The organism is Flavimaricola marinus (genome assembly GCF_900184895.1).
In the GTDB taxonomy this organism is placed as follows: Bacteria; Pseudomonadota; Alphaproteobacteria; order Rhodobacterales; family Rhodobacteraceae; genus Flavimaricola; species Flavimaricola marinus.
Map to the genome: position 1 here is coordinate 1 of NZ_FXZK01000012.1, position 20,346 is coordinate 20,346.

At 55.3% G+C, this 20,346-nt stretch carries 21 protein-coding genes; 5 read left to right on the forward strand and 16 right to left on the reverse strand.

Annotated elements, in window-relative coordinates; all coding sequences use genetic code 11:
- Nucleotides 1-174: 174 nt before the first annotated feature.
- Nucleotides 175-528, reverse strand: coding sequence for a hypothetical protein (locus LOM8899_RS19255; RefSeq protein WP_093993890.1), 354 nt, complete (start codon nt 526-528; stop codon nt 175-177).
- Between the two features lie 211 nt (nt 529-739).
- Between LOM8899_RS19255 and LOM8899_RS19260 the strand changes: the two genes are divergently transcribed.
- From LOM8899_RS19260 to LOM8899_RS19270, 3 genes are all read left to right on the forward strand, one after another.
- Nucleotides 740-991, forward strand: coding sequence for a hypothetical protein (locus LOM8899_RS19260; RefSeq protein WP_245820619.1), 252 nt, complete (start codon nt 740-742; stop codon nt 989-991).
- A gap of 124 nt (nt 992-1,115) precedes the next feature.
- Nucleotides 1,116-1,373, forward strand: coding sequence for a helix-turn-helix domain-containing protein (locus LOM8899_RS19265; RefSeq protein WP_068241761.1), 258 nt, complete (start codon nt 1,116-1,118; stop codon nt 1,371-1,373).
- Nucleotides 1,374-1,540: 167 nt separating this feature from the next.
- Nucleotides 1,541-1,768 (forward strand): hypothetical protein, encoded by a 228-nt coding sequence (locus LOM8899_RS19270; RefSeq protein WP_093993892.1) that lies wholly within the window; start codon nt 1,541-1,543, stop codon nt 1,766-1,768.
- Between the two features lie 118 nt (nt 1,769-1,886).
- Here the strand turns inward: LOM8899_RS19270 and LOM8899_RS19275 are convergent, their stop codons facing one another.
- Nucleotides 1,887-2,582 (reverse strand): hypothetical protein, encoded by a 696-nt coding sequence (locus LOM8899_RS19275; protein WP_245820621.1) that lies wholly within the window; start codon nt 2,580-2,582, stop codon nt 1,887-1,889.
- 148 nt (nt 2,583-2,730) lie between these two features.
- Nucleotides 2,731-4,230, reverse strand: a complete 1,500-nt coding sequence (locus LOM8899_RS19280) for a CoA-acylating methylmalonate-semialdehyde dehydrogenase (protein WP_093993893.1) — start codon at nt 4,228-4,230, stop codon at nt 2,731-2,733.
- Nucleotides 4,231-4,293: 63 nt separating this feature from the next.
- On the opposite strand from LOM8899_RS19280, the gene LOM8899_RS19285 reads away from it, so the two are divergent.
- Complete coding sequence (locus LOM8899_RS19285; RefSeq protein ID WP_245820623.1) at nt 4,294-5,205, forward strand: LysR family transcriptional regulator; 912 nt, start codon at nt 4,294-4,296, stop codon at nt 5,203-5,205.
- Nucleotides 5,206-5,294: 89 nt separating this feature from the next.
- On the opposite strand, the gene purU is transcribed toward LOM8899_RS19285, so the two are convergent.
- Genes purU through LOM8899_RS19310 form a run of 5 tightly spaced genes read right to left on the reverse strand, consistent with a single transcriptional unit; the run spans nt 5,295 to nt 9,675 of the window.
- Nucleotides 5,295-6,179: a formyltetrahydrofolate deformylase gene (purU, locus tag LOM8899_RS19290; protein WP_093993894.1), complete on the reverse strand. Its 885-nt coding sequence runs from the start codon at nt 6,177-6,179 to the stop codon at nt 5,295-5,297.
- A 40-nt stretch (nt 6,180-6,219) separates the two neighbouring features.
- Nucleotides 6,220-7,029 carry a 3-methyl-2-oxobutanoate hydroxymethyltransferase gene (locus tag LOM8899_RS19295; RefSeq protein WP_093993895.1) on the reverse strand — a complete coding sequence of 270 codons (810 nt, stop codon included), beginning with the start codon at nt 7,027-7,029 and terminating at the stop codon, nt 6,220-6,222.
- A gap of 16 nt (nt 7,030-7,045) precedes the next feature.
- The gene (locus tag LOM8899_RS19300) at nt 7,046-8,254 is read right to left on the reverse strand and encodes an NAD(P)/FAD-dependent oxidoreductase (RefSeq protein ID WP_093993896.1); all 1,209 of its coding nucleotides are present in this window, start codon (nt 8,252-8,254) and stop codon (nt 7,046-7,048) included.
- A complete protein-coding gene (locus tag LOM8899_RS19305; RefSeq protein ID WP_093993897.1) occupies nt 8,255-8,566 on the reverse strand; it encodes a MocE family 2Fe-2S type ferredoxin in 312 nt (103 codons plus the stop codon).
- A gap of 11 nt (nt 8,567-8,577) precedes the next feature.
- A complete protein-coding gene (locus LOM8899_RS19310) occupies nt 8,578-9,675 on the reverse strand; it encodes a fatty acid desaturase family protein (protein WP_245820625.1) in 1,098 nt (365 codons plus the stop codon).
- Nucleotides 9,676-9,810: 135 nt separating this feature from the next.
- Here LOM8899_RS19310 and LOM8899_RS19315 point away from each other — a divergent pair, with 135 nt between their 5' ends.
- Nucleotides 9,811-10,842, forward strand: coding sequence for a LacI family DNA-binding transcriptional regulator (locus tag LOM8899_RS19315; RefSeq protein ID WP_093993899.1), 1,032 nt, complete (start codon nt 9,811-9,813; stop codon nt 10,840-10,842).
- Here the strand turns inward: LOM8899_RS19315 and iolB are convergent.
- Genes iolB through LOM8899_RS19355 form a run of 8 tightly spaced genes read right to left on the reverse strand, consistent with a single transcriptional unit; the run spans nt 10,839 to nt 20,323 of the window.
- A complete protein-coding gene (iolB, locus tag LOM8899_RS19320) occupies nt 10,839-11,645 on the reverse strand; it encodes a 5-deoxy-glucuronate isomerase (protein ID WP_093993900.1) in 807 nt (268 codons plus the stop codon). The genes LOM8899_RS19315 and iolB overlap by 4 nt on opposite strands.
- 10 nt (nt 11,646-11,655) lie before the next feature.
- The gene (gene iolE / locus LOM8899_RS19325) at nt 11,656-12,561 is read right to left on the reverse strand and encodes a myo-inosose-2 dehydratase (RefSeq protein ID WP_093993901.1); all 906 of its coding nucleotides are present in this window, start codon (nt 12,559-12,561) and stop codon (nt 11,656-11,658) included.
- Complete coding sequence (gene iolD / locus LOM8899_RS19330) at nt 12,561-14,390, reverse strand: 3D-(3,5/4)-trihydroxycyclohexane-1,2-dione acylhydrolase (decyclizing) (RefSeq protein ID WP_093993902.1); 1,830 nt, start codon at nt 14,388-14,390, stop codon at nt 12,561-12,563. The genes iolE and iolD overlap by 1 nt, the downstream gene beginning before the upstream one ends.
- On the reverse strand, nt 14,383-16,308 hold the full coding sequence (locus LOM8899_RS19335; RefSeq protein WP_093993903.1) for a bifunctional 5-dehydro-2-deoxygluconokinase/5-dehydro-2-deoxyphosphogluconate aldolase: 1,926 nt from the start codon (nt 16,306-16,308) through the stop codon (nt 14,383-14,385). The genes iolD and LOM8899_RS19335 overlap by 8 nt, the downstream gene beginning before the upstream one ends.
- Nucleotides 16,305-17,315, reverse strand: coding sequence for an inositol 2-dehydrogenase (gene iolG, locus LOM8899_RS19340; protein WP_093993904.1), 1,011 nt, complete (start codon nt 17,313-17,315; stop codon nt 16,305-16,307). Before iolG ends, LOM8899_RS19335 begins: the two co-directional genes overlap by 4 nt.
- Nucleotides 17,312-18,382: a Gfo/Idh/MocA family protein gene (locus tag LOM8899_RS19345; protein WP_093993905.1), complete on the reverse strand. Its 1,071-nt coding sequence runs from the start codon at nt 18,380-18,382 to the stop codon at nt 17,312-17,314. Before LOM8899_RS19345 ends, iolG begins: the two co-directional genes overlap by 4 nt.
- 59 nt (nt 18,383-18,441) lie before the next feature.
- Nucleotides 18,442-19,224, reverse strand: a complete 783-nt coding sequence (locus LOM8899_RS19350) for an ATP-binding cassette domain-containing protein (RefSeq protein WP_093993906.1) — start codon at nt 19,222-19,224, stop codon at nt 18,442-18,444.
- Nucleotides 19,225-19,237: 13 nt separating this feature from the next.
- Nucleotides 19,238-20,323 (reverse strand): ABC transporter permease, encoded by a 1,086-nt coding sequence (locus tag LOM8899_RS19355; protein ID WP_093993907.1) that lies wholly within the window; start codon nt 20,321-20,323, stop codon nt 19,238-19,240.
- Between the last annotated feature and the right edge of the window lie 23 nt (nt 20,324-20,346).

A 20,346-nucleotide genomic window follows, 5' to 3' on the forward strand; every position in this document is an offset into this window, starting at 1 on the left:
TACAACACCGTCAGGCCGCACAGCGCACTAGGCTATCGCCCACCCGCGCCAGAAAGCATCGTCACAATGGACCAGAGGCCCACGATGCACTAACAATCAAACCGGACCACCCGATGGGGGCACGCCACCATCTGCGCATTGGCGGAACCCGTCAGGAACCAGAAAAGGAGAAGGCTACTTGCGGCCGCCCTTGTCGGTCGCAGCCAGCTTGTGGGTCGTCCGCTGGCCTTCTTCGAGCGGGACATCGGCGTGGGAGAAACCGATCCCGATGAGGAAGGAGACCACGCCGGTGATGGTTTTGAATTCGCGGATCTTGATGTCGTTATAGGTTGTCCGGGTGCGGGCCGTGACCAGCAGCTTTTCCACGCCCTCGTCAGAGACGACGCGCATGATCCAGACCCCATAATAGCTGGGGCCCTTCTTGTGTGCCGACTCCTGGCACAGGATTTCAGCGCTATAGCCACTTTCCACGAGTTCGCGGAAACGTGCTTCCGTAACCACATTTGGTGCTTCGATGTCCCAGTTCATGGCCCGGCTCACGCTTTCTTCAACGCGCAACGACTAGGCATTCCCACTTGAAGCCTAGAGTTACGATAGTATATTATTAACCGCAAGATATAATGCGGAAGATACGGCTGTATCTCGGTTACTCAAACTCTAGGCACGGCCATTGGCGTCTATCAAGGAAAATAGGGGTTTTAGAAACCTGTGGTTGAGCCGATGGGTGAAGATGCAGGCTATGGCCTTGCTGATGCTCGTTCCGGTCGCAAGCCAAGCCGGATCCTGTCTCGCCCCGATCCGGCCTTTCGTACTAAGCGATTCGCAGGCCGCCCGGGATTTTGCCGACTTCATCCGGCGGGACTTTGAGGTCTACATCACGGACGTCCAGGACTACTTTCGCTGCCTTGAACAGGAGCGCGCGCGTGCTTTCGAGGAAGCCCGTGAAGTCAGTCTGGACTACGGTCGGTTTCTGGAACTGGTGGGGGATTGATGGGCCACTGGGCATGCACCAGACGTGCACCCCTTGGAAACCAGACGCCGATAACACCCTCAAATATCTACTTTTTAGATAACAGATTTCATCCGCTAGCGACGTCACAAAAGGTATGTGACGCGTGGCGAAAACAATCAGAACAAATGGCCAGTTGGCGCTCGTCCGTGCGTTGGTCGATGCACGCCAGAATGCGGGTCTCAGCCAGCAGCAGTTGGCGGCGAAGCTCAAACGCCACCAGTCATTTGTGGCACGTCTCGAAAGCGGCGAGCGTCGTATCGACGTCGTGGAGTTTACAGTTCTGGCGAGGGTCATTGGCTTTGACAAAAATGAAGTCCTGTCGATTGTCGAAGCCGCCACGGAGCCCGACCACAAGATTTGAAAACAAAGAAATTTTGGGGCGTGCCGCATTGGACGTCCCCATGTGAAGTGAGCTCCTTCAAGGAAGAGTAGTCAGCAAACATCCACCAATTGCGTCATGCTGTGCAGGCTAGGCCTGGAAACACGATGCCGCGGTTGCAGCGCCAGAGTGCAGGAAGTCAGTAAACAGTGGACGATGATAAAGGTGAAGGCGTCGCGATCGCCAATCTGATTGGGACCAATGGGTGCAGCATCGTTGGTTGGGTTTATCGCTGGAGTACGAGTGAGCTTGCGGTGATGTGGGACGACTGCGGGCCTAAGCCGGTGTCGGAAATCCGGCCGGATCTCACTGCGGAACAGAAACAGGAAATCGACTTCGATGCGCTCACGCGGATCGAAAGAGACGAGGACGGGTGAGGTGAGGACCCGCAATGTTTGCCGAAATGCCAATTTGCTTGTGGACCGCGACGGGTACGCGGTGCCGTCGTACAAGTCAAAGAAGCCGAGTTCCGTGGCAAGTCAATGCGGTGGCAGGTCAGTAGTTCACCTGCTCAAAGCCGTAGTTGCCCTCGTAGTCGCGCCAATCGACGAAGACGGATCGATGATAGATACCGGGGCAATTCTGGCCCCATCGTTCGAGACCGACATGGTCGGCTGGTAGGGCGGCTATGGAAGACCTCTGCCAGGCGAAGTCACCTTGCGTCCCATATGTGCCGAGGACCACGGTGGCGCTACGGTTGCAGTCGCCGTCACGTCCGGATTCGTGCTGTCGCGCATACCGGACATCGAAGACTCGGATTGATCGTACGACGTTGAACTCAGGTCCGCTGATATCGATGTCCGCGCGATCTTGAACGAGCAGGAGGGCCCAGTCGGCTGGAACGAGATCGTAGAATGGCGAGGATTGGAGCGGTCGACGGTTGTCGGGCCGGTACAAAACTTCAAAGATGCGCCCAGCGTTGTTTGATGGCCGATCGCGCTCGTAGGAGGCACCCATGGGACAGCGCCAGATTTGCAGCGGCGGTTCCACCGGCCAGGGCGTAATCCGCCGGATGAATTCGGCGCGGGCCCGGGCGCAAGGGACGGAAGCGGGCCAGCCACCAGACAGACACAAGAGGATCGCGCAATCGATCGGGTATGTCTGCGCACGCGCAGGTATCGGCAGCGAAATACCTGTCACGGTCAAAGCGACTGCGACCGAGGGCAGGAGCTTCTTGAGTAGATGGCGCATGCTGCGGAACCTCCGTGAGAGGAGTTCAGCATACTTACGATAATATACTAACGCAACACTAAGTATAAATACGCATAATGAAGTTTATGTTAATTACGTAATTTGGACAGCTATGTTCAGCGCCGCTCATGCGGCGCTGACATTCGTTTTAGCCCATTGTCGGCATTACAAATTCCGGATCGCTGCGCACACCGGACGGCCAACGTGTCGTTATAGTTTTGAGGCGTGTATAAAATCGAATACCTTCCATTCCATGCATGTGATGATCACCAAACAAGGACTGCTTCCAACCTCCAAAGGAGTGAAACGCCATCGGCACTGGAATAGGTACATTGACTCCCACCATCCCGACCTCAATGTCATGAGCAAAGGTGCGAGCAGCATCCCCATCCCGCGTAAAAATTGCGACACCGTTGGCGTAGTCATGTTTATGGACCAGATCCACCGCATCGGCATAGTTCTTGCGACGTGCAATCGATAGCACCGGACCAAATATCTCTTCCTGCCAGACTGTCATGTCAGACGTCACTCCATCGATCAACGTCGGGCCGACGTAGTAGCCTTTCTCATAACCTTGGGGCCCTTGGAAGTCGCGCCCGTCAACCACGATTTTCGCACCTTCCGCTTCGCCGCGGTCAATCAACCCCTTGATTTTTTCACGCGCGGCAGCGGTAATTACCGGGCCCATGTCTGATTTTCGATCAGCGGCCGGGCCAACTTTGAGAGCCTCGATCTTTGGCACCAGTTTTTCAATCAACGCGTCAGCCACCTTGTCTGTGACCGCCACAGCCACGGAAATTGCCATGCAACGTTCTCCAGCTGAACCGTAGGCCGCTCCCATCAGCGCATTTGCAGCCATTTCAATGTCAGCATCGGGCAGAATGACCATGTGATTTTTGGCCCCCCCCAACGCTTGCACGCGCTTGCCATTCGCAGTGCCCGTTTGGTAAATGTACTTGGCAATAGGAGTTGAGCCGACAAAGCTGACCGCTTTAACGTTTGGATGAGTCAACAGGGCGTCGACGGCTTCTTTGTCGCCCTGGATGACATTGAACACGCCGGCAGGGAGACCAGCCTCGGTCAGCCATTCCGCAATCAAGAGCGACGCAGAAGGATCACGTTCTGATGGTTTCAAGATGAACGTGTTCCCGCAGGCAAGTGCGACAGGAAACATCCACATCGGCACCATCACGGGAAAGTTAAAAGGTGCAATACCGACAACAACGCCAAGTGGCTGGCGCAGCGAGTGGCTGTCGACAGCAGTGCCTACATTTTCTGTCGTCTCACCTTTCAACAAATGCGGCGCCCCAACAGCGAATTCCACCACTTCAAGCCCGCGAGTAACCTCCCCAACCGCATCATCATGGGTCTTTCCATGTTCAGCGGAAATAACTTCTGCAAGTTGATCGGCTCGATCCCATAAGATCATCTTGAAACGATCCAGAATGCGGGCGCGACGTAGCGGAGGCGTTTTTGACCAAGTCAGCCAAGCATTGTGAGCGGAGGCAACTGCGCGTTCAACTTCAACAGATGAGGCAAGGGCGACGGTGTGCTTCGTCTCACCTGTTGCTGGGTCGAAGACGGGCAGACTCCGACCTGAACTTCCTGCGACGGGTACATTGTCGATATAGTGAGCAATCTCGGTCATAGTTTGATCTCCTTGGGTTTTGTGCTTTGTGGCTTAAATAAATTTGCATATAAATAGTCAGAAATGGCAAATCGTTATGCAGAAACGTTGATAATGAACTGGGATGATCTTCGCTATTTTCTTGCGGTGGCACGCGAAGGGCAGATGCTGGGCGCAGCTCGCAGATTGGGTGTCAGTCAGGCCCGCCTTAGCCGGCATATTGCATCGCTGGAACAGGCTGTCGGCACACGACTCTTTAATCGCACAACACGTGGCTGCACCCTGACGAGCGACGGTGAGATACTTATCAGCACAGCCGAACGCATGGAGGCTGAAACTCAAAGCGCAGCCCAAGACTTGCAAAAGCGAGAAGAGGTTTCAGGAACCATCCGCATCGGCGCGCCCGATGGATTCGGTAGCGCCTTTTTGGCCCCGCGTCTTGGACGGTTTCGCACCGCTTATCCTGATTTGCGCATTCAGCTTGTTCCTGCGCCGCGCAGTTTTTCACTGTCGGAACGAGAAGCAGATCTGGCCATCATGGTCGGCCGGCCTACGAAAGGGCGACTGCGTGTTCGAAAGTTGGTCGATTATTCATTGTCGCTTTATGCTGCGAAATCATATTTGGAGCGCGCAGGAAAACCGAACGATATCAGTAATCTAATGGGGCACACCCTCATCGGATACGTAGATGATCTTATCTACACCCCCGAACTGAACTATGTTGGGGACGTCATAAAGGACTGGCGGCGAGACATTGAAGTTTCGACGGCAATTGGTCAGTTTGAAGCTGTTCGCGCAGGAGCAGGTATTGGTATTTTACATGACTTTATGGCCGACGGCCTGCCAGACCTTGAACGGCTATTTTGCGGGGCCACCGTAAAGCGGAGCTACTGGATGGTTTGGCACGAAAACCAAGGCGTCACGCGGCGTGTGCAAGCAGTTGCTGATCTGATCGACGCTTTTGTCCGAGAAGACCGCCAGAAATTCAACCATTGAAGTTGGGCGAAATGCATCGCATCACGGATGCGTTCCGTCGAAGCCGCCGCTGCGTGTGCCCCAATGGCATGCGCGGTGACACAGTTCGGTCAGCCTAGCCTTTCTGAGGCGTACCCGCCTGGGCTGGCCGGAAAGACCACGGTTTTGTCGCCATTTTGAAATACGCGGTGGTGAATATGGGCATGGATCGCCCTGGCGAATACCTGCGCTTCGACGTCACGACCAAGTGTGACGTAATCGCTTGCGCTTTGCGCATGCGTTACGCGGATTGTGTCTTGTTCAATGATCGGCCCCTCATCAAGGTCGGCCGTTACATAGTGCGCTGTTGCACCAATCAGTTTCACACCGCGTTCAAAGGCCTGCTTATAAGGGTTTGCACCTTTGAAACTCGGCAAGAAGGAGTGGTGGATATTGATAATGCGGCCTGACATTTTTCGGCACATCTGGTCGCTCAGGATCTGCATATACCGCGCTAAGACAACGAGCTCAGCATCGGACTCCTCAATTACTTGCATAATCCGCGCCTCGGCGTCTGGCTTATTCTCTTTAGTGACTTTGATGTGATGAAATGGGATGTCATGATTGACGACCAGCTTCTGATAATCGGTGTGGTTTGAAATAACGGCGACAATATCAATCGGCAGGGCACCGATGCGCCAGCGATACAGCAGATCGTTCAAACAATGCCCGAAACGCGACACCATGATCGCAACCTTCATTTTTGTGGCTTGGTCGTGGATAGCCCAGTCCATCTCAAATTGCGCGGCGGTTTCGTTGAAACGAGCGCGCAGGTCATCCATATCCATGGCGTCGGGCGCTTTGAAGCTAACGCGCGTGAAAAACGCGCCCGTGATTGGGTCATCAAATTGGGCGCTGTCGGTGATGTTGCAATCATGCTCTGCAAGGCATGTCGAGATTGCTGCGACAATGCCAATGGTAGAAACGCATGACACTGTAAGGGCAAAGTTGGGCATTATTGGCTTTCAAAATGGAGTGTGGCGGAAGGGCCGAAATTCAGGACGTTCGATCACTCAATCGGGCGACGAATTTTTCAAGCTCGTCATCGCTGATTTTTATGGAGTGTTCCGCAGCGGGATAGACAGCCTTGTCGACATCGGTCTTGAACTCGCGGAACGCGGCAATGCGTTCTTTCTGAAGCCGGTCGAATTCGCTGGCAAAATCGCGGTAGGTCTTAGCGTGGCGCGGCTTATGGCCCCTTGTGCACCCCAATACGTCTTCGGCGAAGAGGTATTGCGCGTCCGCATAGGGGCCAGCCCCCATGCCGAGCAGAACAAGGTTTGTGCGTTTCGATATCTCAAAACCGACGCGATCAGGAACAACTTCTAGTTCCACACCAAAACAGCCGATGTCTTCGAGTCTTTTGACCTGATCCATAACCTGCATTGCGCTCTCAGCGGTTTTCCCAACCGCTTTAAAGCCGCCGGTCCAAGTTGCCTTGGACGGGATCAAACCGACGTGGCTCACAACCGGAATTCCATCATCAGCGAGCGCTTTGATCGTACCCATGGACGATGCACAATAGACGCAATCGGCCCCCGTTTGCACTGCGCGGTGCGCGGCACGTTGGTAATCTTCAAGCGTGACGAGTTGGCCGTAAAGCAGCCCGACTTGCACAAAGCAATTTCCCGCCGCCTTACGCATTTCTTCTGTCCAGACGGGGTCAATGATCGACAACATATCAATACCCGCCTCCGCCGCCGCTGCGGCCTCATCGGGCGTTTCTACGTATAACATCGTCAGTTGACGCTTGCCCTTAAGCGCGCGAATATCCGCAACTGTTGGCCGCTTGTGATACAGGTCCATGTTGTTCTCCTTAAGCTCAGTTCGCCGGAACGGGTCTGAGCAATTTTTTTAAATTTGTTGTAGGGTCTTCAAGGTGCGCAGCCTCTATCGCTACCTTGGCCTCAATCAGCTTGTGCGCCAACTTGATATCTTTGGCGACCGCATTGCCGACACCCAAGCCGGCCGCACCAACCAATTGGTTGCTATTATTCAAGTAAAACAGGATCTCTGCATCATCTGAAAGCGTGCGAAGCGCAGTCGCTGTTCCATTGGTTTGCCCGACACCCTGCAAGCCAAGGTCATATTGGTCGGACCAAAACCAGACTGGAGGTTGGAAAACACCGGACGCACCTGCCAAGTTCCGACCCGCGATCTCACCTTGCAACTGAGCATTCTGCCAAGTTTCAAATCTTTGAAGCCCAAGCCCCGAGAAGTTCACACTTGCGCAATCTCCAGCGGCAAAAATGTTGGTATCATTGGTGCGCAAAGCCTCATCAACGACGATCCCGTTACCGATATACAAACCAGCGGCCTGTGCGAGATCCGTATTTGGAACGACACCAATGGCCGCAACAACCAGATCTGCGGCAATCGACTGACCGCCCACCAATTCGACAGCACGACCGGAAATGCGCGCGACCTCGACGTTACAGACGATATCCACGCCCTCGGCGATGTGACGTTCGACGATACGCTGCGCGAGGGGCTGCGGAACATTGCGGCCAAGCGGCACAGGACCAGCCTCAAGAATCGTAACCTTGTTACCACGTCCAACCAGTTCAGCGGCGAGTTCAAGCCCGATAAGACCAGCCCCGATAATGACCGTGCGCGACCCGTTCACAGCCTGGCTGTAAATCCGGTTCGCATCTTCAATGGTCCGCAGCGTCACCGCGTGCTCGCTGCCCTCGCAGGTCAATCTGCGCGGGCTGGCACCTATCGCCAGAAGCAACCGCAAATACGGAAGGTCCTCCCCCGTCGACAAGCGCACACAAGAGGTATCTCTGTCAATTCGTAGCGCCCCGACACCATCGAGCAACGTGATATCTTTTGCGGCTAACATCTGCGTGGTGCAAATCGGCTTAAGGGTTGCGCCATTCGCGTCGGGTTTGGAAAGCGGCGGGCGTTCGTAGGGCAGGCCACTTTCATCGCCAACCAGTGTCACTTTACCGTCGAACCCATTGGCACGGGCGGCAAAGGCTGCACGGACACCGCACTCCCCTGCCCCGATGATCACAATACCCGACATCTAAATTTCGATCAGGACGCGATCGCCCTCAACCTTGACGGGATACACTCCAAGATTGACACAGACAGGTGCGCGCGCTGCCTCGCCCGTACGATAGTCAAACTGACCGTTGTGTTTGGGGCATTCAATGGTGTGATCCATCACAAGACCATCCGCCAAATGAACGTTTTCATGGGTGCACAGACCGTCCGTGCAAAAATATTCATCATCAGGCGAGCGATAGATCGCAAATGTGCGCCCTTCGTGGTCGAAGCGGATCACGTCCTCTTCGTCGATGTCATCTGCACTACAAGCGTCAATCCAGTTTGCCAATTGTCTGTTCCTTATTCTGCCTGAGTAGGTGTTTGTGTGACGTCGCCAAGCGCCTTTAGATGCAAATCCGTGCGGTATGGCTGCGCGCCGTCAGGGAGAGATCGCATCAGAAATTCATCATGATAAGTCAGTTGCCGCTTCAGGATTGGCCAAACCTCTTTGTAGGCATGCCAAATTGACGGATTCGGTGCCGGCAGGTCATGTTTGATCGCCGCATGCAGTTCCGGCAGCCGATGATAGGGAACCATCGGAAACATATGGTGTTCCACGTGGTAGTTCATGTTCCAGTAGATGAACCGGCTGATCGGGTTCATGTAGACCGTGCGGCTGTTCAGGCGGTGGTCGATGACGTTATCTGCAAGACCCGCGTGCTGCAAAATGCCGGTCATAACGTGATGCCAGGCCCCGTAAAGGCGCGGCAATCCGATGATCATGAGCGGTAGAATGGATTGCGTCGCCACCGCAAGAAGCAGGACAACTGCATAGATCGCAACCCAGATCCGCGCTGTGCGAAACACCTTGGGCTGCTCGCTTTGGGGGATGTAACTTGCGGCTTCGGGATCAAGGTGGCCAGATGCATTCTGGACCATCGTTTTCCAGCCTTGGAACGCATCCAGAATACCAAAGAAGTTCAGAAGAATGCGAAACAGCGCAGGTGGCCGCATCGCGACGATCTCGGGGTCGCGACCGACGATTACGGTATCGGTATGGTGGCGCGCATGACCCCAACGCCACGTCACCGGATTGCGAACCATGCAGAATGACGCGATTTGGTAGACCCAGTCATTATATTTCGCAGTGCGGAATGGTGTACCATGCCCGCATTCATGCCAGCGGCTGTCCATCGCCGAGCCGTACAGAACACCATAAGCGAGCCAAAACGGAACCGACCACCATGTTGGCCAAAGCGCGACACCCAAAATAGCAAAGACCACCATGGCTCCGAACAGGATGATCGTGTCACGGATCGCCGGCTGATCCTCGCGCTTCATCAGCGCCTTCATGTCCTTGCGGGCAATGTCGGTATGATACCAGTCAGCGGCTGCCAATCCTGTTTCAACTGCGCGCTGCGCATCCGGTCCCAGCAGTGAATAATCACGTTTTTGCATCGTCATATCTCGTTATCAGCAATCTAACCTATGAATATCAGACTGCGGCAGTTCTCGTCTTGTGGTGAGCATGTTTGTACATCAAAATACATCATTAGAACGCCAACAAGTGATGTGATTCAATCAAGGATATCCATGACGAAGCGCCCGACCCTTAGAGATCTTGCGCATGCCGCTGGCGTTGGCGTTGCGACGGTTGATCGTGCGCTTAACGGGCGCTCCAACGTGCGCCAGGAAACACTCGATCGTGTTTTGGACGCGGCCGAACGTATCGGCTACCCGAGCCGCGTGTTATCCGCACGACGCGACGAGGCCAGTCGCCCTCTGATCCGTTTTGGATTCGTACTTCATAAAGGATCGCAAGAGTTTTACCGTAATTTCGCAGCAGCCCTGCAAGATGCTGTCAATAGCCGGACCGACATCCGTGGCCGGGCAGTCATTCGCTTCGCAGCGTCGCAAGCGCCCGACGACTTCGCAAAAGAAATAGAATTCGTTGCACTGCAGACGGATGCGATTGCAACATCGGCAATCAACCACCCGTCCCTATCCGAACTGGTAAGCAACCTTGCCCGCACAGGCACGCCTGTCTTTGCGCTGTTGAACGACTTTGCCCAAAGCATCCGACAGAACTACCTTGGGCTGGACAACGTCAAAGTCGGGCGCACTGCGGCATGGATGCTAACAACGCACGCACGCACTCCCGGTAAGTTGGCTGTATTTGTGGGCGGCAACCGGTGGCACGGACATCTGATGCGTGAGACGGGATTCCAAAGTTACATCCGCGAGTACGCGCCGGATTTCTCGATGATCGACACGGTGGTCAATCTTGAAACCCGCCAGGTCACCTATGAAACAACGCTAGATCTCCTGGACCGCCAACCAGATCTGCGTGGCATCTACGTCGCCGGCGGCGGGATGGAAGGCGCGATCGCCGCTTTGCGCGAAAAGCGACCGCCCGGTAAGGTGGCGCTCGTTGTAAATGAGCTGACAGATGACAGCCGAAAGGCCCTTGTAGATCGCTATGCCACAATGGTTATCGCCACACCACTGCAAGAACTGTGCGAAAATGTGGTTCAGTTGATGATTGAGTCGCAGCTTAGCGGACGAACTTCCAGCCCGGGCCAGCACTTCCTGACACCTCAGTTGTATGTGCCGGAATCCTTCTAGGCGTCGCGTTCCATGATCCATTCAACCTCGGCAGCCGCAACGAAACGCCACTTTCGCAGCGGCCCAGCCATGACATTGAGGTAATACATCTCGAACCCGTAGGGCGCGCCACAGGGATGATGACCGCGCGGCACGCAAACGACGTCGCCATCAGACACCGCCATTGTTTCGTCCAACTGCCCGTCGTCAGTATAGACCCTTTGGATACCAAAGCCTGACGCAGGGTTCAGGCGGTGGTAATAGGTTTCCTCAAGGTGAGTGATGCGGGGGTAGTCGTCTTCATCGTGCCGGTGACTTGGATAGGACGACCAGTGACCGGCCGGAGTGAACACTTCTGTGACCAGTAAGCTGTCGCAGTAGTCTTCATTTTCCATCGCGATATTGTTGATGTGGCGTGTGTTGGTGCCCTTGCCGCGTTCGGTCAGCGTGATGCCATCCGGCCCGATGCGGCGCGCTTCGTGTCCGCCAACCCCCGGTGCCGAACAAACAGCGATAACACAATCGGTTTCCGCTTTGGCTGTCCAATCGGTTCCGTTTGGCAAATAGAGGCAATGCGGCGGCGTCTTTTCGAACACATCCATCCGTTCGCCCAAAACACCCCAATCCTGACCGGCCCCCGTGATAGCCGCCTTACCTTCGACCATGACCAAAATGACCTCTCGGCCCCCTGTCACCTCTGCCGCGTTGTCCCCCGTTTTCAGGCGATAAAGCGAGAATCCAACATATCGCCAGCCAGCGCTTTCTGGTGTGATTTGATGCACCTTGCCGCGGGTGCCAAACGGTTTTTTCAACAGATCAGCCATGCCGTTCCCTTCAGTTTTCGAGTGTCAGGCCAGAGCGGCCACAAATGTCGACGATATGATCATAGCCCAACTTTGAATACTCATACGGCGGAGCCAGTGCCGGATCTTGCTCAGCCTCGACCACGATCCAGCCGCCATAGTCCATCGCCTTAAGCCGATCTGTTATTGTCTGAAAATCAATGCAGCCTTCGGGATCGCCTGGTACTGAGTAAACCCCTGCCCGCACGCCATCTAGAAAGCTGTGGTTTTCGGTGCGAACCCATGCCATCTTGTCGGGACGCACGTCTTTGAAATGGACATGGTGCACGCGATCACCCCATCGATCGAGTACCGCCAGCGGGTCGGCCCCCGCAAATAGCAAATGGCCTGTATCATATAGCAGCGTCACTTCGGGGCCCGACCCCTCCATGAGCCAATCTATGTCTTCGGAGTCCTCAATCATGCTGCCCATATGGTGGTGATATGACAGCGTCATCCCCTTGTCCGACATCCATTTGGCTAGTTCCGTCAGCTTTAATGCGTAGGATTTCACGTCGTCACGGCTTAACTTCGGGCGATTACGAACGGGCGTCGAAAGGTCGCCCTGCACGGTGTTCGAACATTCAGCGTAAACGATGCAAGGCGCATCAAGTGCCACGAATTGTTCTACTTGTTGACGCACGGCAGCTTTCTCATCCTCGAGCGAGGCGGTCATCAGGCTGCCTGAACACCACCCCCCACACAGCGACACACCGTAACGGTCGAGATAGCTGCGCAGCCCATCCGTATCGGCGGGCATCCGACGGCCGCGTTCAACACCTTGATAGCCGATGCGCCCAGCATCCTCCATCGCGCCTTCGGTCGTAAAGTCGGCAGTCAGGTCCGGTAAGTCATCGTTCTGCCAAGCGATGAGGGAAATACCAATTTTGACAGCCATCAATCTGCCCTTTGCTGTGTCTTGTTTGTTACATAAGCCGAGCGCGCCGCGCTGACCTTTTCGCGTTGGGAAACCTCTGGCACGGCAACGTCCCACCAGGTTCCCCCGTGTTCCGTTGACGGATAAGGATCGGTGTCGATGACCACAACATATGGCCCCGATACATCGCCCCGCTTTGCCAAGGCCTGTTCAAGATCTTCAATTGATGAGACCTTAACGCTTGTCGCCCCCATAGAGGCCGCATGGGCAGCAAAGTCGATGGCAGAGGGGTTCGCATGAACCGAATGGTCCAGCAGGTTGTTAAACTCTGCGCCACCTGTGCCCATTTGTAGCCTGTTGATACAGCCATAGCCGCGATTGTCCGTCACCACGACAGTAAACGATATGCCCATCATCGCGGCTGTCGCCATTTCTGAGTTCGCCATCATGTAGGTGCCGTCGCCGGTAAAGCAGATTACGTCGCGCCCTGGCTGTGCCATCTTGATGCCCATTGCGCCGGCGATCTCGTAGCCCATGCAGCTGAAACCGTATTCCATGTGATAAGACATCGGGCGGCTGGATTTCCACAACTTATGGAGCTCACCGGGCATCGTGCCCGCTGCGCACATCACCACCGTGTCGTCGGTCGCCGCCCGTTGTACTGCGCCCACGACCTGCATATCGGTGGGCAAAGCATTGCCATCGGGCCTTTCGGTCAATGGATCGACCTTGCCAAACCAGTCAGATTTCAGGTCTTCAATACCTGCCCTCGATTGATAGTTTTCTAGCGCGGCAGACAACTCTTCAAGCCCCGCTTTCGCATCAGCAAGCAACGGCAGAGCGTCATGCTTGGCCGCATCGTACGCAGCGACGTTCAGGCAAGCGATCTTGCGGACGGGATTAGCGAACAATCCCCATGACCCCGTCGTAAAATCCTGAAACCGAGTACCGACACCCAACACCAAATCAGCCTCGGCACAAACAGTATTCGCTGGCGTGCCACCCGTCACACCGATCGGCCCCAGATTGAGAGGATGGTCCCACGGCAGCGCGGATTTCCCCGCCTGTGTTTCCGCGACAGGAATGTTGTGTGTCTCTGCAAAGCTGCGCAAGGCCTCCGTTGCGCCCGAATAGTGCACCCCGCCGCCCGCAACGACGATCGGACGCTTGGCGGCCCTGATTGCATCCGCCATCGCGGCCAATTCATCAACGTCCGGACGCATCCGGCGCGCGACCCAGACTTTGGGCGCAAAAAAGCTTTCGGGATAGTCGAAGGCCTCGGCCTGCACATCCTGGCAAAATGCCAATGTTACAGGACCGCACTCTGCAGGATCGGTCATTGTGCGAAAGGCACGCGGCAATGCCGTCAACAATTGTTCGGGCCGGGTAATGCGATCAAAATACCGACTGACAGGTTTGAACACGTCGTTTGCGCTTACCGTGCCGTCGTTGAAGTCCTCGATCTGTTGCAACACCGGATCAGGTCCGCGATTGGCAAACACATCTCCCGGCACCAAAAGAACTGGTAGGCGATTTACGTGGGCCAAGGCCGCGGCGGTGACCATATTGGTGGCTCCCGGCCCGATGGACGAGCTGACCATCATTGCCCGCTTGCGGCCTAATTGTTTGGCATAGGCGATCGCTGCGTGTGCCATTGTCTGTTCATTGTGCCCGCGCCACGTCGGCAGGTCGTCTTTCGCGTGGTACAGCGCCTCGCCCAATCCGGCGACGTTCCCATGACCAAAAATGGCCCAGCATCCGGCGATAAAAGGCTCTCCGGTTTCGGTTTTCTGGGCCGCAACAAATTTCACCATGGCCTGCGCCGCTGTCAGTCGAATTGTTTTAGCCATTAGCCTTTTCCCTATTCAATCGGGCATCAACACGCGCCGCATCCCAGACGTCGCAAAGCCCAGCGAAGCGGGCTGCCATCTGGTCAACCGCGTCAACGTCCGATATTTCACCTTTCATCCATGCACGCGCCGCATCACCAAAGATGGTGCGGCCAACAGCAAACCCTTTGACTAACGGCTGTCTCGCCGCGAGCGCAAAAGACGCTGCAAGCTCGCTCTCGGGGGCATCAAGACCCAGAACCACAATCCCTCGGGTGCGCGGATCGTTGCGCCCGATTGCCTTTACCGCGTTGGACCATGCGGCGTCGGTCTTGAACGGTTCAAGCTTCCACCAATCGGGATATACGCCGACATCGTAAAATTGCTGGATCAGTTTCGGCGTCGTCATATCATCAACGGGGCCAACCTTGGATGGGATCACCTCAAGCAGGAATTCCAAATCGTTGCGCCGCGCCGCCGTAAATAGGCGCTTAACCCGCTCCTCCTGAGTCTTCTTTGTATCGACGTCATCATCTGGATGACAAAAGACCAACAGTTTCACGACATTCTCTTTCGGCCATTCTCGCAATTGGCCAAAATCCTCGCCCAACTCCGGTTCAAACTCGATCGGGCGTGATCCTGGCAATTCTGTAGGTCTGCCAATCCAAAGTCCTGATCCGCTGGCCGCATGAAGCGCCTGACGGCCAATCCGATTGTCACATAGAATTCCGAAACCCGACTGTCCGTTCTGCACCTGCAAAGCCGCATCAAGGCAGAGTCGTTTAAAGGTACTGGCTTTCTTCAGGCTGTACCCATCCATCTCTTCAAGCTGCAAACGGTGATCAAACGCGAAGGTTTTGACCGAAGACCAAGTTCCCCGACGGTTCGTAGCCCAGTGGACCTGTTCCAGTTCGACATCGTTGCGCAAATCGGGTTGCTTGATGCCGCGCTCAAAGAAAAACTGGAGTTCGTCCCAAGATGGATAAGCTGGCGTGCAACCGTGTCGCGAAACGGCAAAGGCGCCACAGGCATTGGCATATTTCAACGTGTTTGCCCAATCCTCACCGTCCAGCCACCCCTTGAGAAGGCCGGACATAAAGCCGTCGCCCGCGCCCAAGACATTAAAGACCTCAATCGGAAAGCCCGGACCGGATTGGCCATCGTCAAGGCTCTCCGGAATGTCTCCCGTAAACGCCACCGCACCATCCGCGCCGCGCTTACACACCAAAGTTGCACCTGACACGGCGCGGACGGCCCGTAGCGCCGCGATGGTGTCAGTGGTGCCCCCAGCTATGTGGAACTCCTCTTCGGTGCCCACGATCAAATCAAACAAATGCAAAGTGGTTTGAAGCCTGGACGTAACTTCCGCGCTTTCAACAAAACGGCTTTCGCCATCACCGTGGCCCGCAACGCCCCACAAGTTTGGACGGTAATCAATATCAAGCGCGGTCTGCATGTCATTGGTCCGCGCGATTTCTAATGCCTTCAGCGTCGCCGCCTCGACCTGCGGGTTGCTCAGATGTGTGCCTGTCGCAACCACAGCACGGGCCGACGTAACAAACTCCTCGTCGATATCATCCACCGTCAGTCCCATATCGGCGCAGTTCTCGCGATAGAATATCAACGGGAATTGTTCGCTGTCGCGGATGCCCAACAACACCAGTGCCGTCAGGCGGTCAGGGTCAACTTTCACCCCCTGCGTGCTCACCCCTTCCCGCGCCAGTTGTTCCTTAATGAAGCGGCCCATGTGTTCATCACCAACCGCCGTGACAACCCCAGACTTCAACCCCAACCGCGCAGTCCCACAGGCGATATTCGTTGGTGAGCCACCGATATATTTATCAAACGCCCCCATGTCCTCTAGGCGCCCACCAATCTGCGCGCCGTAGAGATCAACCGAACTTCGACCTATCGTGATTAAATCAAGGTTCTTGGTCATGTCGAAACCTTTAGCTCCGACAATTTCACCACGCGCTGCTCCGCCACTGACAACAAAGCCGCATCCGCCAGCGCCAGCGCAACCATTCCGTCGTGGCCGGTCGTCGGCGTTGCGGTCTTGCCCGAAACAGCCGCAACAAATCCGGCTATCTCATTGGCATAAGCAGCGATATAGCGCGTCATGAAGAAGTCGAGTAACGGCGGCTGGTGGAACCCGCTTTCGTCCGCCAACACGATATTGGCTTCGCGCATGTTTTCGGCAGAGACTGACCCCTTGGATCCCAAAACCTCAATCCGCTGGTCGTAGCCATAGGTTGCACGACGCGAATTGGTGATGGTGCATTGTTTTCCGCTTTCCGTCGTCAGGATAACGTTGACGCTGTCGTAGTCGCCCAGCTTACCGATCTCGGAGTCGGTCAGGACAGATGCCGCCGCTTGCACGGTTGCGATTTCTTCACCCAGCAACCATCTCGCCACGTCAAAATCATGAATTGTCATGTCGCGGAAAATACCGCCCGACACCTTGATGTATTCCGCAGGTGGTGCGCCGGGATCGCGGCTGGAAATCGTGACCATCTCAACGTCACCGATCTTGCCATCGTCAATAGCTTTCTTCAACGCCATAAAATCGGGATCGAACCGACGATTGAAGCCAACCATCAAGGTCGCGTTTTCTTCGCTGACGGTCTTGAGACATTCCTTTACCCGTTCCAGATCAAGATCGATCGGCTTCTCGCAGAACACTGCCTTTCCAGCGCGGGCGAATTGTTCGATCAAAGTGGCGTGGGTGTCTGTCGGCGTACAGATTGCCACGGCATCGACATCATCGCTGGCGGCAATTGCGTCAATTGTGCGGATGTCGCAACCATAATTAGCAGCCACTTTTTGCGCCGCAGCCGCCATAGGATCGGCGATTGCGACAAGGGACGCGCCCTCGGTTGAAGCGACAGCGCGGGCATGAACCTGGCCGATCCGACCAGCACCCAGAATTGCAAAACGAACGGTCATAATAGTCTCCAGTCTACCGGTGTGTCGGTTTGTTGTAGTTTTGAATCGAGTTGAACAATCTGGCCTGATGCAGCGGCGATGCGCGCCGCGTCGAGCACTTCGACGGTTCGTAAAGATTGGCGCGCGGGGACCGGCCCATCTGTGCCGTCCCGAATTGCTTTGGCAAATTCGGTATAGTAATCGCTGTAGTCGGACCGAAGGGACGGAATTCTGCGCGGGCCGCTTTCACCATAAAGCGTTCCCCAAGCCGATTGCGGCTCCTCGCCCCAATTGTCGGAGGTAGCGGGTCGTTTCCCGTCAATGGCCTCGCGGGCCTGCACGTCGGTGCCATTGACAACGTAAGCGCCCTTTGTCCCGTAAACACGAATTTCCCGCGCATTGAGATAATTGGCCTTCGTCGCAGAAATATAGCTGTGCGCACCGCTTACGTGTCGCAGGTGGATCACGAAATCTACGTCCGTGCGGCCTTCGGCAAAATTGAGATGGTTGACTTGCGCATCAACGAATTCAACTGGCCCTAACAGCCAGATCATTTGATCCACGAGATGACTTCCCAGATCGCGCAACAAACCGCCATCCGGCCCGCGCTCTAGCGTTTCTATCTGATCGAAGTCCATTCGATTGTGGACGCGCTGGATATCCCCCAACTCCCCCGCATCAATCAAGGAAGCCAGTGTCACCAAATCGGTGTCGCGCCTGCGGTTTTGAAAAACATTCAACAAGACACCCTTTTTGACCGCCGCGTCTGCCATTTGGGCGGCATCCCGAAGGTTCATCGCGAACGGTTTGTCGCAGACCACGTGCAATCCGGCTTCAATAGCCTCAAGCGTCAAAGGCGTATGTGTCGCGGGCGGGGTTGTGATTGTCACCACGTCGAAGCTGCCATCTGCGATCAGATCGGACAGACTCGCAAAGACCGGCACACCGGGGAGATCGAAGGCTATCTGTGCGATCTTGTCGGCGGACCGCGCCACCACGCCGCCGATCTCGACGCCGTCAGCGGCCTGAATGAACGGCGCGTGAAAAATCCGGCCACCGAAACCGTAGCCTACAAGTCCAAGTTTCATGGATACCTCAAATCTAAATGATTTTGACGGCCCGCCTCTCATGCCCGAAGGCCAAGACGTTAAGCCGCGTCTTCATAGCCCTCTTGTGTCTTGGCTCCGGTGATATAACCAACAACATCCTCGCCTGTGATGTCGCCCTTGGTAATGTCTAGGTCAGCGCAAATCCGTCCACGCCGGAACACAACGACACGGTCCACAAGGTCAAACACCTGACGCATATTGTGGCTGACCAGAATGAGGGGCTCACCCGCTTCCTTGAGAGTTCGGATGATGTTCTCTACCTGCGCGGTTTCTTGGACGCCCAGTGCAGCCGTAGGCTCGTCCATAATCGTTAGCTTGGAGTGGAACGTCGCTGTACGGGCGATTGCCACACACTGGCGTTGCCCCCCCGACATATTGCGGATTGCATTGCGGATATTGGGAATCTTCACCGCTGTTTTCTCAAGCCCAGCAAGGGTCGCCTCACGCATGGCGCGATAGTCGAGGAGCCGGAACGGTCCGAGAAAATTCCATTTCGTGATCTCTCGTCCAAGAAACAGGTTGTCCGGCACGTCCAAATCGTCGGCCAGCGCCAAAGTCTGGAACACGGTTTCAATACCGGCTTCACGGGCGTCCAGCGGTCCAGCGAAATGCACAGGCTTGCCGCCGAAAATGATATCGCCGCGGGTACGCTGCTCCACACCTGTGATCTGGCGCACAAAAGTCGATTTTCCGGCCCCGTTGTCGCCCATGATCGCAATGTGCTCTCCGTCGCGCAGTTTGAAATTTGCGCCTTCAAGGGCATGCACGCCACCATAGTGTTTCGTCAAATCGCGGGTTTCTAGGATGATGTTATCGGTCATGTGAAATTTCCTTTTAACCGGCCATAGACCGTTGCTGGCGATACTGATCCAGAACCACCGCACCGATAATAATCGTACCCATTGCCATAAGTTGGTAGAATGCATCGAGCTTAATGAACGTGAAGCCCGACTGGATCACTCCAAATACCATGGCCCCAAGAACCGTGCCAACAATAGATCCACGCCCCCCGGTCAGGCTGACCCCGCCGATAACCGCCATGGCAATCGCATAAAGTTCATAAAATTGCCCCATGCCCGCCTGTGCAGTCAGGTTTTTTGAACTCAGCACAATCGCGGCAAAAGCTGCCAGCATTGACGCGATCATATAGACGAGGACCTTGTGGCGTTTTACGTTGATACCTGACATGCGCGCCGCGTCTTCGTTAGATCCGATCGCATAGGTATGTTTCCCGTAGACGGTAAATTTCATTATGAAGAACAACAGAACCGCAAGCAGAGCAAACCACACAACGGGCATCATACCCGACCCGATTGCTGCGAATTGCTCGGTCGGGAAGGACACAGGCTGCCCCTTGGTCCACCACTGCGAAATGCCGCGACAAATCAGAAACATGCCAAGCGTCGCAATAAAAGGTGGGATGCGCGTGAACGCGATCAGACTGCCATTGACACACCCTATGAGTGCGCCAAATGACAGGCCGGCAAGTATGGGCACGATAACAGGGAGATCAAAAGCCCAAGGCCCGAAAACCGCTTTGGGGTTGATTTGACCGTTTACAAGTTCCGTTTGACCAAACGACATCACGATCATAGCCGCCGCACCGACCAATGGGCCGGATGATAGATCAATACCACCGGAGATAATGACCTGGGTTACTCCAAGCGAAATGATCCCGATGATCGACACCTGCAGGATCACAATCTTGATCCGCGCGACGTTCAATATTGTGCCGTCGCGGTTGGTGTTAAAGTCAAACAACATACTCTGGCTGTTCATATACGGCAGAATTTGCCCCAAGGCTTCAAACGCCAAAATAATTAGAACGAGCGCGATAAACACGTTGGCCTCGTTCGGCCATGCTCGCTTGGACTTATCGTATGTCAGCCCGCCTATCCCGTGTGATGTTTGATCTGCCATGTTTTTCCCTCAAGCCGCTTTCG